Origin of the sequence: Massilia haematophila, from assembly GCF_042647645.1 — a bacterium.
Lineage (GTDB): Bacteria > Pseudomonadota > Gammaproteobacteria > Burkholderiales > Burkholderiaceae_D > Telluria > Telluria haematophila.
In genome coordinates this window covers 1115275-1130127 of record NZ_JBHRVV010000001.1, presented here as the reverse complement: position 1 = coordinate 1130127, position 14853 = coordinate 1115275, and the positions used below count along the sequence as shown (strand labels likewise).

Genomic DNA, 14853 nt, shown 5'->3' with positions numbered 1-14853 from the left:
ATATCATCTGTGCGTTTTTGTCACAGATACGAAAGGTGCCGACACAGCGACATGGCCAAGTTCAAGGAGATTTCGACCTTCGTCGAGGTAGTGGCGCGCGGCAGCCTGTCGGCGGCCGCACGCGCCGAGGGCATTGCACCGGCGATGATCGGGCGCCGGCTCGACGCGCTCGAGGCACGCCTCGGCGTCAAGCTGCTGCAGCGCACGACGCGCCGCCTGGCGTTGACCGACGAGGGCGCCGCCTTCCTCGAGGATTGCCAGCGCATCCTGGCCGAACTCGAGGAGGCGGAAAGCGCCGTCTCCGCGCGCAGCGCCCATGCCAGGGGACACCTGCTGGTCTCGGCGCCGGCCGGCTTCGGACGCCAGCACGTGGCGCCCCTGCTGCCCTCTTTCCTGGCCGAGCACCGCGACCTGACCGTCAACCTGAACCTGAACGACCGCCTGGTCGACGTCATCGGCGAAGGTGTCGACGTGGCGATCCGCATCGCCAGCCTGGGCGACTCGAGCCTGGTCGGGGTCAAGCTGGCCGACAACCACCGGGTGGTGGTGGCCGCTCCTTCCTACCTGAAACGGCATGGCACGCCGCAGACGCCGGCCGACCTGGCGCGCCACAACTGCCTGGCGATCAGCAGCGAAGGCAGCCAGCGCGGCTGGACCTTCCGCGAAGGCGGCAAGGCGGTGACGCTGAAGGTGGCCGGCAACATGGTGTGCAACGACGGCACCGTGCTGCACGAGTGGGCGCTGGCCGGCAAGGGCCTGGCCTGGCGCTCGATGTGGGAGGTCGGCGCCCAGATCGGGACGGGGGAACTGGTGAGCGTGCTGGACGATTTCGCCGCCCCGGGCAACGACATCTATGCGGTGTTCGCGCAGCGTCGCCACCTGCCGCTACGCATCCGCGCCTTTGTCGACTTCCTGCGGGCAGCCTATGCCCAGCCGGATTACTGGCGTTCCTGAGAACGCCTGGAAGAGCAAAACGACCGCAACGAACAGTCGACTACAAAACAAAAGGTTCATCGCACTTTGCCGGGGAACGCATCCTTGATTTTCAGGAAGAAGTAGGATGCGTCCCGAAAACCGTAGGCCATGCGCTTGATGACCTTGATGCGGTTGTTGACGCCTTCAAGGATCGATGAGCTCATCGGATAGATGGCTGATGCCAGGATGCCGCGGCGATATTTGGCCAGGCGTTTGGCAAACTGGATCAGCGGTGCGATCTGGCTTTGCAAGGCGAGCTTGAGCCAGGCTTTCCACCGCCGGGCACCGTCCCGGACTGATGGCGCATACCAGATTTCCTTCAGCTCGGTCTTGAGCAGGTAAACCGTTGCCAAGGGCTGGTTGGCAGCCAACAGCTCTTCGAGCTTGACGGCCTGCTCGGCCTTGAGGTTGTCACGATTGCGCAGTAACAGCCAGCGACTGCGCTTGATGACCTGGCGGGCTTTTGGTTCGGCACGCAAGGCATTGGCCTGGTCGACACGAACCCGGTCGACCACTTCGCGACCGAAGCGCGCCACCACATGAAACAGGTCGTAGACGACTTCTGCGTTTGGACATTGCTGGCGAACTTCGAGGTCCATGGCCGTGTTCATATCCATGGCAACGGCTTCGATCCGCTGGCAGCCTTCCTCTCCCAGCAACTCGAAGAACGGCCGAATCGCTTCCCGGCTATTGCCTTCTCCCACCCATAGCACCCGCATTCGTTCGGCATCCAGGGCGACAGTGGCGTACCGGTGCCCCTTGTGCAGGGCGAATTCGTCCATGACCAAGCGCCGTACGCCTTCTGCCGAGAAGCCACCATGCAGGTGCTGCAAGCGCCGATGATCGATGTCCTTGATGGTATGCCAGTGCAGGCCGGTCAACCGGGCCACATGGGCTATCGGAAGCAGCTGTGCCAGCGCCTCCACCCAGAGGCGCACGCGGTGCGTGATGCGCGCCCGGCGGTCGAGCCAAACAATGTGCTCGGCTACCCGTGCGTCGCAGTGATGGCAGTCCAGTCGCCGCACCGGCACATCGAGCCAGACACGCCTATCCAGAATGTCGCGGTCACGCACCTTACGCCTTCGGCGCTCATGAACCAGAGCGCAAGGCTGGCGGCATGCCCCGCACAAAGCTTCGCTTGAAGGGCTGGTATCGAGAACGATTAACAGCGACCCGTCCTCTTGTTCGTGGACGGCATCGACAATATGGCCTTCCCAAAACGGGACAGACGGCATAGCATTGAGCATGGCGGTGGTTTGACAGACTGATTTGTTTGGCGACTATCAATCTACCAACATCAGACCTCCGCCACCACCTCCTGCTCAGTTCGTCAATCCCGTCTTCCCCCATTCCCCGCGAAGAACCAAACAAAAGGCGCTGTCACCGTTACCTGTTGGGTTAACTGAACTGTCGCACCGCGACGTGGTCTGAGCTTGTATCCGGAGCGACGACGAGGGCGACGATGCAGGCGGTAAAGTTCAAGCGGTGGATCGACGGCGTGAGCCTGCTGAGCCAGGGCCAGCGGCGACAATTGCTGGAGCGCTTGCGTCCCGCACTCGGCCTTGACCGGCTTCGTGCAGCCATCGAGACAGTGACACCGTCCCGCCTTGTTTGTCCCGGTTGCAGTGGCGAGCGGCATCACAAGCATGGACGCGACCGCGGCCTGCAGCGCTACCGCTGCCGCGCCTGCGGCAAAACCTTCAGCGCCCTGACGGGAACGCCGCTAGCCCGCCTGCGCCACCGCGGGCTTTGGCTCGACTACCTCGAGCGCATGCTCGGAGCACAATCGGTGCGCACCTCCGCCGCGACGCTCGGCGTACACCGCAACACCAGTTTCCGCTGGCGCCACCGCTTCCTGGCCTGGGCCAGGCACGACCGGCCCACACTGCTGTCCGGCATCGCCGAGGCCGACGAGCTGTTCCTGCTCGAATCGCAGAAAGGATCGCGCAGGCTGGATCGACCGCCAAGAAAGCGTGGCGGCGTGTCGGCAACGCGCGGCATCAATCGCGAGCACGACTGCATCCTGGTTGCACGCGACCGCTCCGGTGCCACCGTCGACTTCGTGACTGGGCGCGGCGCCGTCACCGCTGCGCAATTGCGCCAACACTTGCTGCCGGTACTCGAGCGCGACGTGCTGCTGGTCAGCGACGGTCATGCAGCATACCGCGCCTTCGCCCGCGAGGCCGGGCTATCGCACGCTTTCGTCAACCTGCGTGGCGGCGAACGGGTGCGCGGCGCGGTGCACGTGCAGAACGTGAACGGCTACCACCGGCGTTTCCGGCAATGGCTGGCGCGCTTCCACGGTGTCGCCTCGCGCTACCTGCCGCACTACCTCGGCTGGTGCTGGGCGCTCGATGGCCGGCGTATCGACTCGTCTGAGCGCTTCCTGCGAGCAGCGCTGGGCATTTTCAACACGTAACGGTGACAGCGCCAAACAAAACCTGCAGACGAAAAAAATCCCCGGCATGCCGAGGATTTTTTCATCGTAATACAGCGGCTGGAATTACAGCGGCTGGATGTTCGATGCTTGTTTGCCCTTAGGACCCGAGGTCACGTCGAACGAGACGCGCTGGTTCTCTTGCAGGGACTTGAAGCCTTGGCTCTGGATAGCCGAGAAGTGAGCGAACAGATCTTCGCCGCCTTCGTCAGGGGTGATGAAGCCGAAGCCCTTCGAGTCATTGAACCATTTAACGATGCCAGTTGCCATTACAATTTCCTATTTCAGTTAAGTTGGGCTTGCGCCCGTTTATGATCGTTTGAAGAAGCAAGAAAGAAATGACAGACAGACTGCACTACTACCTCGAACCCAACGATCCCGTATTATACCGAATAAAACACCTGTCACGCATTTTTCGAAAAATAAAAAACAAAATCGCGTAACAATGCCGGGAACCAACTTTTACCCCGGCGTGTTCGGTTCGGCACTAAGGAGAATATAGGTCATCGAAGCTAGGCAAGTTTGCGTTGGATCAAACGACTCGACGCTATACTTTTGGATTAGAGCAATATAGAAAAGGCCGAGCTGTGATAACCCGGCGCCGGCGTCGCCAACCCCGCTTCCACGAAGCGCGCCAGGGCGGCCAGCCAGGCGCCCCAGTCGTCCGCGCCGACGCTCTCGAACGCCGTCAGCACCCGCAGGCGCTGCTCGAGCTGGCGTGCGCCCTGCCCCAGCTCGCGGAAACCGAAGGTGACGGCGGCTCCGGCCAGCGTATGCAGCAGCGACTGCAGCTCGGCCACCAGTTCGGACGCCGGCGCGCCGGGTTCGATCTCGTCGCGCACCGCCGCCAGTTGCGCCAGCGTGGCCGGCAAGCCGGCGCGGAAGCGCTCGTTGGCTTGCGTCAGTCGTTCGAAGAACGCGGCGTCGACCGGCCCGGCCATGGTTTACTTGGTGCCGAAGATGCGGTCGCCCGCGTCGCCCAGGCCCGGCACGATGTAGGCGTGGTCGTCCAGGTGCGAGTCGAGCGACGCCACGTAGACCTTGACGTTCGGGTGCGCGTCCTGCACCACCTTGACGCCCTCGGGCGCGGCCACCAGCGCCAGGAACAGGATCTGTTCGTCGGCCACGCCGCGCTTCTTCAGCACGTCGATCGCGTGCACCGCCGAATTACCGGTCGCAACCATCGGGTCGCACAGGATGAAGGTGCGGTCGGTCACGTCGGGCAGGCGCACCAGGTATTCGACCGGCTCGTGCGTCTCGGGATCGCGGAACACGCCGATGTGGCCGACGCGGGCCGAGGGCACCAGTTCCAGCAGGCCATCGCTCATGCCGATGCCGGCGCGCAGGATCGGCACGATCGCCAGCTTCTTGCCGGCGATCACGGGCGCGTCGATCGTCACCAGCGGCGTCTGCACCGGACGCGTGGTCAGCGGCAGGTCGCGCGTGATCTCGTAACCCATCAGCAGCGTGATCTCCTTGAGCAGCTCGCGGAAAGTGCGGGTCGAGGTGTCGTGCTCGCGCATGTGCGAAAGCTTGTGCTGGATCAGCGGGTGGTTCAGGATGTAGAGACTGGGGAAGCGCGGATCTTGTTTCATTATCGACATGGTGGTGTTCTGTAGTGGAGGCTAGCGTCAAGCTCGTAGCCCGCCATTATCCCAGTCACGGGCCGGTTTGTCCCGCGCTGGTGCAGAAATTTATATTCAGACTACCAATGCGCGGTCCAGGATCGCCTCGACATCCACGCCCGCCGGCAACCGCCCGAAGGCGCCGCCGACGTCCTGTTCGATGCGCGAGGCGATGAAGGCCTCGACCACGAAAGGCGGCGCGTGGCGCAGCAGCAGCGCGCCCTGCACCGCGATCACCAGGTGCTCGGCCAGGCGCCGGGCACCGTGTTCGTCGGCGCGCGGCAGCTCCTCGCCGAGGCGGGCGGCGAAGGCGGCGAAGCGCGGGTCCAGTTGCGACGCCGGCATCAGTTCGGCCTCGAGCGCGGCGCGCGCCTCCTGCGGCGACTTGGCCAGCGCGCGCAGTACGTCCAGGCACATCACGTTGCCCGAGCCTTCCCAGATCGAGTTCACCGGGAACTCGCGGTAGAGGCGCGCCAGCGGGCCATCCTCGACGTAGCCGTTGCCGCCCATGACTTCCATCGCCTCGGCGCCAAAGGCCGGGCCGCGCTTGCACAGCCAGTACTTGCCGGCCGGCGTCAGCAGGCGCCCGAGCGCGTTCTCGAGCGGATCGTCGGGGTGGTCGAAGCAGCGCGCCAGGCGCAGGGCGAAGGCGGTCGCCGCCTCCGATTCCAGGGCGAGGTCGGCCAACACGTTCTGCATCAGCGGCTGTTGCGCCAGCGGCCGACCGAAGGCCGAGCGCCCGCGCGCATGGTGCAGCGCGTGGCACAGCGCGGCGCGCATGATGCCGGCGGTGCCGACCACGCAATCGAGCCGGGTGTGGCTGCCCATCTCGAGGATGGTCGGGATGCCGCGGCCGACCGCGCCGACCAGCCAGCCGACCGCGCCGCAGAACTCGACCTCGGACGAGGCATTCGAGCGGTTGCCCAGCTTGTCCTTCAGGCGCTGGACGCGGATCGCGTTGCGGCTGCCGTCGGGCAGGTAGCGCGGCACGAAGAAGCAGGACAGGCCTGCGCTTCCGGCGTCGTCGGTCTGGGTCAGCACCAGGTGGGCGTCGCACTGGGGCGCCGAGAAGAACCACTTGTGGCCGACGATCTCCCAGGCCCCCTCGCCCTCCTCGCCGAAGCGCGCGCGCGCCGCGCCCGGTGCGATCTCGAACGCGCGCGTGGTGTTGGCGCGCACGTCGGTGCCGCCCTGCTTCTCGGTCATGCCCATGCCGACCAGGGCGCCGCGCTTCTGCTCGACCGGCAGCGAACGCGGGTCGTACTCGCGCGACAGGATCTTCGGCAGCCACTTCGCGGCGATGCGCTCGTTGCGGCGCAGCGCCGGCACCGAGGCATAGGTCATGGTCACCGGGCACTGGGCGCCGTTCTCGACCTGGCCGAACAGCAGGTAGGCGGCGGCGCGCGCGACCTGGGCTCCGGGACGCGCCTCGACCCAGGGGCTGGCATGGACGCCGGCGCCGATCATCAGCGCCATCAACTGGTGCCAGGCCGGGTGGAATTCGACCTCGTCGATGCGCCGGCCGCTGCGGTCGAAACTCACCAGGCGCGGGCCGTTGGCATTCGCTACGCGCGCCAGGTCGAGGATCTCGAAGCGCCCCAGGCGTTCGCCGAGCGCGTCGAGCGCGCCGGCGGCCCAGTCCGCCCCTTCGCGCGCCAGCCCCTCGCGCAGGGCGGCATCGCAGCCGAACAGGTTGACGTCGCCGAAGGGCGGCGCCTGGTTGAAGACCTCGTGCGTATCGAACTGGCTCATCGACTGACTCGGCGACTGACTCATCGACTGACCTCTGCGCTGTTCCATGCTGGCTCCTGCCCGACGGGCCGTCCTGGTTGAATGTTGCAACGAAGCATCATTTTCGAGCGCCGCGCTTCCCCGGAATCTCGTTGATCGGTGACAATGTCCGCCAGGCGGAGCATCATTAACGATCCGGCAACAGGCTAGCGCAAACGGCTGCTCCGCACAAGTCAGCCCTGCGGCAACGCAAAACCCGCGCAAACAGCGTGCCTTGTTTCAGACTATTTAATGCCGCTTGGAATCTTTCAGTGATAAAGTCCTCTGTGGTTTGGTAAACTCCCACGCTCACACCTCTTGCAGGTGCCGGCAATCAATCAGAATTCAACAATGCGCTCCAGTTCCTCCGCCGTGCCGATCGACCAGCCGCGCCAGCCCCCGGCGCGCGGTGGCATCGACAGCCTGATGGAGGCTGCCGGCGACGCCGTGTTCCGCGTCGCTCCTTCCGGCCAGATCCGTGCATGCAGCCGGCGCACCGAGCGCCTGATCGGACTGGGGCCGCTCGAGGGCCTGCTGCTCAACAGCATCGCCTCCGAATTCGACCAGGCCGCCCTGCGCACCGCCTTCGTCGACGCGCACGCCGCCGCCGAGCCGGTGCTGGTGCGCACGCGCCTGAAATGCGGCCAGCGCGAAGTCTGGTTCGAGCTGCGCATCGCCGGCTGCGAGGACGACGATACGCTGCTGGTGGTCGGGCGCGACATGAGCTCCCAGCACGCCACCGAGGAACGGCTGCGCCACATGGCGACCCACGATGCGCTGACCGAACTGCCGAATCGCCTGCTGCTGTCCGACCGCATCCGCATGGTGGTGGCGAATGCGCGCCGCACGGGACTGGGGTTTTCGGTGGCGATCGTCGGCCTGGACGGCTTCCGCAAGGTCAACGACGGCCTCGGCCACCCGGTCGGCGACGCGGTGCTCCGCCAGGCCGGCGTGCGCCTGCGCAAGACCCTGCGCGACAGCGACACCCTGGCGCGCGTCGGCGGCGACGAGTTCGTCGCCGTCCTGCCCGGCACCTGCTCCGAGGCCCAGATCAAGCTCGTCACCGGCCGCCTGCTGGCGATCCTGCAGTCGCCGTTCGAAGTCGACGGCCATACCGTCTACCTCGGGGCCTCGGTCGGCGTGGCGGTCTATCCGCAGCACGCCGAGGACGACATCGGCCTGCTGGCCCTGGCCGACGCCGCGCTCTCGCGCGCCAAGGAAACCGGCAAGGGCCGGGCGATCGTCTACAGCGCCCGCGAGCAGGGACCGCCCCAGCACGACATCTCGCTCGAGGCGGCGATGTTCAACGCGGTGCGCGAGGGCGAATTCCTGCTCTACTACCAGCCGATCGTCGGCGCCCGCACCCGCGTGATCGAAGGTTTCGAGACCCTGATGCGCTGGAAGCATCCGACCCTCGGCATGGTGCCGCCGGCGCGCTTCATTCCGATCGCCGAAACCAACGGCCTGATCACCATGCTCGGCGCCTGGGCGCTGAAGGCGGCCTGCGCCCAGATCCGCCACTTCGAGGAAGCGGCCGGGCGCGAGCTCTACATCTCGGTCAACATCAGCCCGCGCCAGTTCAGGAACGACAAGTTCCTCGACGTGCTCGACGAGGCGCTGGCGTTCTCCGGCACCCCGGGCGAAAAGCTGGTGCTCGAGATCACCGAAGGCACGCTGATGGTCGACCCGGCGCATGCCGAGACCATCCTGACCCGCATGGCCGAGCGCCGCGCGCGCATCGCGATCGACGACTTCGGCACCGGCTACTCGTCGCTGGCCTACCTGAAGCGCTTTCCGATCTCGGTGCTGAAGGTCGACCGCGCCTTCGTCAAGGACCTGCCGCACGCCCAGAAGGAAGCGGCGATCTGCAGCGCCGTGCTCGACATGGCGCGCCACCTCGACCTCTCGGTCGTGGCCGAGGGCGTCGAGACCGAGGACCAGCTGGCCTGGCTCGACCAGCGCGGCTGCCGCTACGTGCAGGGCTACCTGACCGGCAAACCGATGCCGGCCCACGTCGCGATCGCCGCCCTGCAGGACAACCATTACACGGCGCTGCTGCCGTCCGAACCGCGCGCAGGCACACGATGACGTACACGACGACCCCGGAACACCAACAGCATACGGCCCAGGGCCAGGCCACCCTGGAGCTGCTGTGGGAACGCATCCGCCGCCAGGGCGACATGCCCGGCTTCACGCGCGCCATCAACGCCATCCTGGCCTCGATGCGCGGCGAGGACGAGCGCGAATTCTCGATGACGCAGACGGTCCTGTCGGACCCGGTCCTGACCCAGAAGGTGCTGCGCCTGGCCAACAGCGGCATGTACTCGGCCTTCGGCCAGCGCGTCAACACGGTCTCGAAGGCGGTGCTGGTGCTCGGCACCGAAGCCATCGGCCACCTGGCCCTGGGCCTGAAACTGATCGAAGAACTGTCGAAGAGCACGCCGGATTCCGCGATCGCCCACGTCGAGATGGAAAAGGCGGTGCTGGCCGGGATGGTCGCGCAGCAGGTCGCCGCCAGCGCCGCCACGCGCGATCCAGAGGAAGCCGTAGTCTGCTCGATCCTGCATTCGCTCGGCCGCATGATGGTGACCTTCTACATGCCCGAGCGCTGGGCCGAGCTGCAGGAGCGGGCCGGCGCCGGCAACGAGGGCGCTGCCGCGGCGGAATTGCTGGGCCTCTCCCTCGAACAGATCGGCCGCGCCACGGCCGAGCACTGGGGCCTGCCGCGCAACCTGGTCGCGGGCATGCGCAGCGTCGAGCCGGGCGAACGGGGCGAAGGCTTCGGCCACGAGGACTGGCTGGCGGCGCTGGGCACGATGTCGACGCGCTGCGCCAATTCGCTCTGGAACGACGATGCCGCCGGCGAGCAGGCGGTGCGCGAGCTGGCCGACGCATTCGCGCCGATGCTGGGCGTCGAGCCCGAGCGCATCCTGGGCGCGGTCGACAAGGCCAGGCTCGAGGCCGCGACCGACCTCACCATCGCGCCGCTGGCCAATCCGCCGGAAAAACGCGCGAAGGTCGACGCGGTCGAGCGCAAGCGCGAAGCCGGCAACCGCATCCTGATGAGCGGCGTGGCCGACATGCGCGACGCCGGCCAGGGCGCCAGCCCCGGCCAGATGACGGCGATGGCGCTGGAAACCATGTTCAAGGGCCTGTCCTGCACGCGCGCCTTCGCTTTCCTGCGCAACCGGCGCGACAGCAAGTACCAGGCCAGGATGGGCCTGGGCGACGGCGCCAAGGCGCTGCTGCCGAACCTGGTCTTCGACGACGGCTACGACGCCAATGTATTCCACGCGGCGCTCGCCAGCGACCGCGTGATCTTCATCGAGAACGCGCGCGACCCGAAGTTCGCGGCCAAGCTGCCGGGCTGGTGGCGCGGCACGCTGTCCGAGGCGCGCTGCTTCGTCGTGATCCCGCTGTGCCTGCACGGCCAGCCGGTCGGCTTCGTCTACGGCGACTGGGACGACACCTTCCCCACGGTGCACCTGAGCCAGGCCGAGTTCTCGCTGCTCAACGACCTGCGCGCGCTGGTGGTGCGCACCGTCGAACGGCGCGCCCATCCCGAGCTGGCCTCGCGCTGAGGGACGTGGGTGGGCGGCTCGGCCCTGGAGCCGGCATAGCGCAAAATCGTACGCCGCCCACGCGTTCAACGCACGCATGCACGTCCACGGCAATTCGTCCGCCGCTTGAACGCGTGGGCGGCGAACCAGCCGCGTAGGTTCTTGGACCCCGGTGGAGCCGCCCACCCTACATCAAATCCTTGGCGTGTCCACGCGCACGTCGCCGCACTGGGCGCGCTGCATCAGCGCGTGGTCGATCAGCACCAGGGCCAGCATCGCTTCCGCGATCGGGGTGGCGCGAATGCCCACGCAAGGGTCGTGGCGGCCGAAGGTCTCGACCGTGCTCGGGGTGCCCGCCTTGTCGATCGAGCGGCGCGGCACCCGGATCGACGACGTCGGCTTGATCGCCAGCGAGACCGTGATATCCTGCCCGCTGGAGATCCCGCCCAGCACGCCGCCGGCGTGGTTGCCCACGAAGCCCTCGGGCGTGAGCTCGTCGCCGTGCTCCGAGCCCTTCTGCGCGACGGACGCGAAGCCGGCGCCGATCTCGACCCCCTTGACCGCGTTAATGCCCATCATCGCGTAGGCGATGTCGGCGTCGAGCTTGTCGTAGATCGGCTGGCCCCAGCCGACCGGCACGCCGCGCGCCACCACGTCGATGCGCGCGCCGATCGAGTCGCCCGCGCGGCGCAGCTCGTCCATGTAGGCTTCCATGCGCGCCAGCAGGCCGGCATCGTCCGTGGCCGCGAAGAAGGGATTGTGCGCCACGTGCTCCCAGCCGCCGAACGGGACCTCGATCTCGCCCAGCTGGCGCATGCAGCCCATGAACTCGACGCCGTGGCGCTCGCGCAGCCACTTCTTCGCCACCGCCCCGGCCCCGACCACCGGCGCCGTCAGGCGCGCCGACGAACGCCCCCCGCCGCGCGGATCGCGCACGCCATACTTGTGCCAGTAGGTATAGTCGGCGTGGCCGGGACGGAAGGTCTCGGCGATGTTGCCGTAGTCCTTGCTGCGCTGGTCTTCGTTGCGGATCAGCAGCGCGATCGGGGTGCCGGTGGTGACGCCCTGGTAGACGCCGGACAGGATCTCGACCCGGTCGGACTCCTGGCGCTGGGTGACGTGGCGCGAGGTGCCGGGCTTGCGGCGGTCGAGCTCGGGCTGGATGTCGGCTTCCGACAGCGCCATGCCCGGCGGACAGCCGTCGATGACGCAGCCGATCGCGGGACCGTGCGACTCGCCGAAGGTGGTAACGGAGAACAGCTTGCCGAAAGTATTGCCAGACATGGTAGACAGGTGAAGTAGCGAAAAGACCATTCTACCAGCCCCGCGCCGGACTGAAAGCCGTAGCCTCCGAGCGGGATCCCGTTGCATCATCCCATTTATTTTTGCCGTACGGAAATATTTGGGATCATGCTCAAGTTTTTGCCGCTATACTTGTTCTGTATGAAATGCCGTGTCTAATCCTGGAGACGCAATAACAATGCCCGCATCGATTACGCCGGGAGACGGCGCCGAGGCGCACGACGATCTGGTATTCCTTGACGAAGCGCCCCTTGCAACGGGCGCGCCGCAGCCGCACGCACGGCGCGACACCTGGCGCATCCTGATCGTCGACGACGACGCCGACGTCCACACCACCACCACCTTCGCCCTCGGCGGCCTGGAGTTGCTCGGCCGTCCGCTCGAATTCCTGCACGCGTATTCCGCGGCCGAGGCCAGGGACGTGCTGGCGCGCGTGCCCGGCATCGCGGTGGCCCTGCTCGACGTGATCATGGAGCAGCCCGACGCCGGCCTGCACCTGGTGCGCCACATCCGCGAGACGCTCGGCCTGCGCGAGCTGCGCATCATCCTGCGCACCGGCCAGCCGGGCTACGCGCCCGAGATGGAGGCCATCCGCGACCTCGACATCAACGACTACCGGACCAAGTCCGAGCTGACCCGCACCAAGCTGTACACCAGCGTGGCCGCTGCGCTGCGCGCTTACCAGCAGCTGCATACGCTCCAGCGCGGCCACGACGCCCTGACGCGCATCGCCCGTATCGGCGTCGAACTGGTGGCCTTGCAGGAACCGCGCGCGATCGCCCGCGCCGTGCTGGCCCATGCCGCCGGCGTGCTGCTGCAGGAACCCGATGGCGTGCTGTGCGTGAACGAAAGCGGAGGACCGCACGTGCTGGGCGCGGCCGGCGCCTGCATCGACCTCGAAGGCCGGCCGCTGCGGCATCACCCCGACCCCACGCTCCAGCAACTGGTCGCGTGCGCCCTGCGCGAGCGTGCCAGCCAATACACGGCCGAGCGCGTGGCGCTTTACTTCGCCGGCAAGTCCGGGCGCGACTTCGCCGCCGGGGTCAGGCTGCGCGAACCGCTGACCGAGGGCCGGCGCCGCCTGCTCGAAGTGCTGGTCAGCGTGGTCGCGGTCGGGGTCGACAACCTGGAACTGGTCGGGCGCCTGAACCGGGCCGCGTTCTTCGACCCGCTGACCGGCCTGCCGAACCGTACCTGCCTGGTCGAGCAGCTCGACCACCTGCTGGCGGCACCGCGCCGGGCGGGCACCACCCTGGCCCTGGTGGACCTCGACCACTTCGCCGAGAGTAACGACGCGCTGGGCCACCAGTTCGGCGACCTGCTGCTGGTCGCGGTGGCGCAGCGCCTCGAGCACCAGCTGGGGCACCTGGCGCTGGCGCGCATAGGCGGCGACATCTTCGCGGTGCTCGGCGACGACGCCGCCTGCACGCCGGCAGCCCTGCATGCCCTGTTCAAGACACCCTTCTCGATCGACGGCCAGGACGTGCAGGTGTCGAGCACCCTGGGCCTGGTGCGTCTGGACGAACACGACGGTTGCGCCACCGACGCCCTGAAGGATGCCGACATCGCGCTGAAGCGCGCCAAGACCCGCCGGCGCGGCGGCCACTTCTATTTTTCGCGCTCGATGGGCGTCGAGATCCGCGAGCGCGTGCGCCTGATGCACGCGCTGCGCGCGGGCTTCCGGCGCGGCGAACTGTTCCTGGCCTACCAGCCGCAAATCGACCTGGCCAGCAACCGGCCCTACGGCGCCGAGGCGCTGCTGCGCTGGCGCGGCGCGGACGGCCAGCTGGTGCCGCCCGATCGCTTCATCCCGATCGCCGAGTATTCGGGCCTGATCGTCGAGATCGGCGCCTGGGTGCTGCGCGAAGCCTGCGCCGAACTGATGCGCCTGCGCGCGGCGGACTTTCGCGACTTCACGATGTCGATCAACGTCTCGCAGGCCCAGTTCCGCCACCCGCAGTTCGTCGAGGTGCTGCGCCACGTCCTGGTCGAGACCGGCGCCCCGCCCGCTTATGTGGAACTGGAAATCACCGAATCGATGGCGATGGAGGACCCGCGCCACCTGGCCGAGATCCTGGCCGAGGTCAAGCAGACCGGTGTATCGATCGCGATCGACGACTTCGGCACCGGCTTCTCGTCGCTGTCGCATCTGCAGCGCCTGCAGGTCGACCGCCTGAAGATCGACCGCGCCTTCGTTTCCGAGATCACCGGCTCGGCGCGCGGCAGCAGCATCGCCGAGATGGTGATCCAGCTCGGACGCAACCTGGGGCTGTCGGTGATCGCGGAAGGGGTCGAGGACGAACGCCAGGCGCAGATCCTGCACGCGCTCGGCTGTCCGCTGGCGCAGGGCTACCTGTTCGCGCGGCCGCTGTCGCCGGAGGATTTGCGCGCGTGGCTGGGCGATCGGAAGGCGTGAATCCGCCGAGGAAACGGCGACCGTAGGGTGGGCACCCCGTGCCCACGCGAAAGGTCGCGTCATTGTTCGCCGGTTTCGGTGGGCACGGGGCGCCCACCCTACGGGTAACGCCGGCGGCTTTGCCTCAATCCTCGGTCGCCTGCTCGGCCGGCCAGTCGCGAATATAGGCCTTGAGCATGCGGTTCTCGAAGCTCTGGGCCTCCAGCACCGCGCGCGCCACGTCGTAGAACGAGATCACGCCCAGCAGGGTCTTGGCGTTCATGACCGGCAGGTAGCGCGCGTGCTTCTCGAGCATCATGCGGCGCACTTCGTTGACCTCGGTGTCCGGCGTGACGGTGATCGGGCTGTCGTCCATGTAGCGGCGCACCGTGCCGTTGCCGACCGAGCCGCCGTTCGCGTGCAGCACCTTGATGACTTCGCGGAAGGTCAGCATGCCGACCAGGTCGCCGTATTCCATCACCACCAGCGAGCCGATGTCCCTTTCGGACATCGTGTTGACCGCCTCTGCCAGCGGCGTTTCCGGCGTCACCGTGTACAGGATGTTGCCCTTGACCTGCAGAATTTCCGAGACTTTCATATTGGCCACCCCGGCGTCAGATAGTTTATTCACTGTAAATACTTTTTTTATCAAGCTGAAAACGAATGTAGCCTAAGCCTAGCAGAAAATCCAGTTTCACGAGGGAGGCGTCCCCGGAAAGCGTTGCGCTTCGATAAATAAGTGCTACGATTCCGCGCATAATTATTTCATTCACGAGACAACCGAGACAA

At 66.7% G+C, this 14853-nt stretch carries 12 protein-coding genes; 5 read left to right on the top strand and 7 right to left on the bottom strand.

The window, feature by feature from the left end; translation table 11 throughout:
- Window positions 1-51 precede the first annotated feature (51 nt).
- On the top strand, window positions 52-954 hold the full coding sequence (locus ACFOPH_RS05130; protein ID WP_312549874.1) for a LysR family transcriptional regulator: 903 nt from the start codon (window positions 52-54) through the stop codon (window positions 952-954).
- Between the two features lie 56 nt (window positions 955-1010).
- Here the strand turns inward: ACFOPH_RS05130 and ACFOPH_RS05125 are convergent, their stop codons facing one another.
- A complete protein-coding gene (locus ACFOPH_RS05125) occupies window positions 1011-2222 on the bottom strand; it encodes an ISL3 family transposase (protein ID WP_379732752.1) in 1212 nt (403 codons plus the stop codon).
- Between the two features lie 215 nt (window positions 2223-2437).
- Here ACFOPH_RS05125 and ACFOPH_RS05120 point away from each other — a divergent pair, with 215 nt between their 5' ends.
- On the top strand, window positions 2438-3394 hold the full coding sequence (locus tag ACFOPH_RS05120) for an IS1595 family transposase (protein ID WP_379733960.1): 957 nt from the start codon (window positions 2438-2440) through the stop codon (window positions 3392-3394).
- 84 nt (window positions 3395-3478) lie between these two features.
- On the opposite strand, the gene ACFOPH_RS05115 is transcribed toward ACFOPH_RS05120, so the two are convergent.
- The 4 genes from ACFOPH_RS05115 to ACFOPH_RS05100 all read right to left on the bottom strand — a co-directional run bounded on the left by ACFOPH_RS05115 (window position 3479) and on the right by ACFOPH_RS05100 (window position 6789).
- Window positions 3479-3682, bottom strand: a complete 204-nt coding sequence (locus tag ACFOPH_RS05115; RefSeq protein WP_036166698.1) for a cold-shock protein — start codon at window positions 3680-3682, stop codon at window positions 3479-3481.
- Window positions 3683-3972: 290 nt separating this feature from the next.
- A complete protein-coding gene (locus ACFOPH_RS05110) occupies window positions 3973-4353 on the bottom strand; it encodes an Hpt domain-containing protein (RefSeq protein ID WP_379733957.1) in 381 nt (126 codons plus the stop codon).
- Between the two features lie 3 nt (window positions 4354-4356).
- The gene (gene upp / locus ACFOPH_RS05105) at window positions 4357-5007 is read right to left on the bottom strand and encodes a uracil phosphoribosyltransferase (RefSeq protein ID WP_313703366.1); all 651 of its coding nucleotides are present in this window, start codon (window positions 5005-5007) and stop codon (window positions 4357-4359) included.
- A 105-nt stretch (window positions 5008-5112) separates the two neighbouring features.
- Window positions 5113-6789 (bottom strand): isovaleryl-CoA dehydrogenase, encoded by a 1677-nt coding sequence (locus ACFOPH_RS05100; RefSeq protein WP_379737857.1) that lies wholly within the window; start codon window positions 6787-6789, stop codon window positions 5113-5115.
- Window positions 6790-7158: 369 nt separating this feature from the next.
- Between ACFOPH_RS05100 and ACFOPH_RS05095 the strand changes: the two genes are divergently transcribed.
- Together ACFOPH_RS05095 and ACFOPH_RS05090 are read left to right on the top strand one after the other, a co-directional pair.
- A complete protein-coding gene (locus ACFOPH_RS05095) occupies window positions 7159-8895 on the top strand; it encodes a putative bifunctional diguanylate cyclase/phosphodiesterase (protein WP_379733955.1) in 1737 nt (578 codons plus the stop codon).
- Entirely contained in the window at window positions 8892-10388 is a 1497-nt protein-coding gene (locus ACFOPH_RS05090; RefSeq protein WP_379733953.1) for an HDOD domain-containing protein, read from the top strand. Before ACFOPH_RS05095 ends, ACFOPH_RS05090 begins: the two co-directional genes overlap by 4 nt.
- Before the next feature lie 171 nt (window positions 10389-10559).
- Here ACFOPH_RS05090 and aroC read toward each other — a convergent pair whose 3' ends face one another.
- On the bottom strand, window positions 10560-11651 hold the full coding sequence (aroC, locus tag ACFOPH_RS05085; RefSeq protein WP_312549864.1) for a chorismate synthase: 1092 nt from the start codon (window positions 11649-11651) through the stop codon (window positions 10560-10562).
- A 196-nt stretch (window positions 11652-11847) separates the two neighbouring features.
- On the opposite strand from aroC, the gene ACFOPH_RS05080 reads away from it, so the two are divergent.
- The gene (locus tag ACFOPH_RS05080) at window positions 11848-14085 is read left to right on the top strand and encodes a putative bifunctional diguanylate cyclase/phosphodiesterase (protein WP_379733950.1); all 2238 of its coding nucleotides are present in this window, start codon (window positions 11848-11850) and stop codon (window positions 14083-14085) included.
- 124 nt (window positions 14086-14209) lie between these two features.
- On the opposite strand, the gene ACFOPH_RS05075 is transcribed toward ACFOPH_RS05080, so the two are convergent.
- Window positions 14210-14662 carry a CBS domain-containing protein gene (locus tag ACFOPH_RS05075; protein WP_312549862.1) on the bottom strand — a complete coding sequence of 151 codons (453 nt, stop codon included), beginning with the start codon at window positions 14660-14662 and terminating at the stop codon, window positions 14210-14212.
- Between the last annotated feature and the right edge of the window lie 191 nt (window positions 14663-14853).

What these genes read in the sequence shown, in the direction of transcription:
- ACFOPH_RS05090 (WP_379733953.1), top strand. Translation starts at nt 8,892, where the DNA reads ATGACGTACACGACGACCCCGGAACACCAACAGCATACGGCCCAGGGC.
- ACFOPH_RS05130 (WP_312549874.1), top strand. Translation starts at nt 52, where the DNA reads ATGGCCAAGTTCAAGGAGATTTCGACCTTCGTCGAGGTAGTGGCGCGC.
- ACFOPH_RS05125 (WP_379732752.1), bottom strand. Translation starts at nt 2,222, where the DNA reads ATGCTCAATGCTATGCCGTCTGTCCCGTTTTGGGAAGGCCATATTGTC.
- ACFOPH_RS05080 (WP_379733950.1), top strand. Translation starts at nt 11,848, where the DNA reads ATGCCCGCATCGATTACGCCGGGAGACGGCGCCGAGGCGCACGACGAT.
- ACFOPH_RS05095 (WP_379733955.1), top strand. Translation starts at nt 7,159, where the DNA reads ATGCGCTCCAGTTCCTCCGCCGTGCCGATCGACCAGCCGCGCCAGCCC.
- ACFOPH_RS05110 (WP_379733957.1), bottom strand. Translation starts at nt 4,353, where the DNA reads ATGGCCGGGCCGGTCGACGCCGCGTTCTTCGAACGACTGACGCAAGCC.
- ACFOPH_RS05100 (WP_379737857.1), bottom strand. Translation starts at nt 6,789, where the DNA reads ATGAGCCAGTTCGATACGCACGAGGTCTTCAACCAGGCGCCGCCCTTC.
- ACFOPH_RS05115 (WP_036166698.1), bottom strand. Translation starts at nt 3,682, where the DNA reads ATGGCAACTGGCATCGTTAAATGGTTCAATGACTCGAAGGGCTTCGGC.
- ACFOPH_RS05075 (WP_312549862.1), bottom strand. Translation starts at nt 14,662, where the DNA reads ATGAAAGTCTCGGAAATTCTGCAGGTCAAGGGCAACATCCTGTACACG.
- ACFOPH_RS05120 (WP_379733960.1), top strand. Translation starts at nt 2,438, where the DNA reads ATGCAGGCGGTAAAGTTCAAGCGGTGGATCGACGGCGTGAGCCTGCTG.
- upp (WP_313703366.1), bottom strand. Translation starts at nt 5,007, where the DNA reads ATGAAACAAGATCCGCGCTTCCCCAGTCTCTACATCCTGAACCACCCG.
- aroC (WP_312549864.1), bottom strand. Translation starts at nt 11,651, where the DNA reads ATGTCTGGCAATACTTTCGGCAAGCTGTTCTCCGTTACCACCTTCGGC.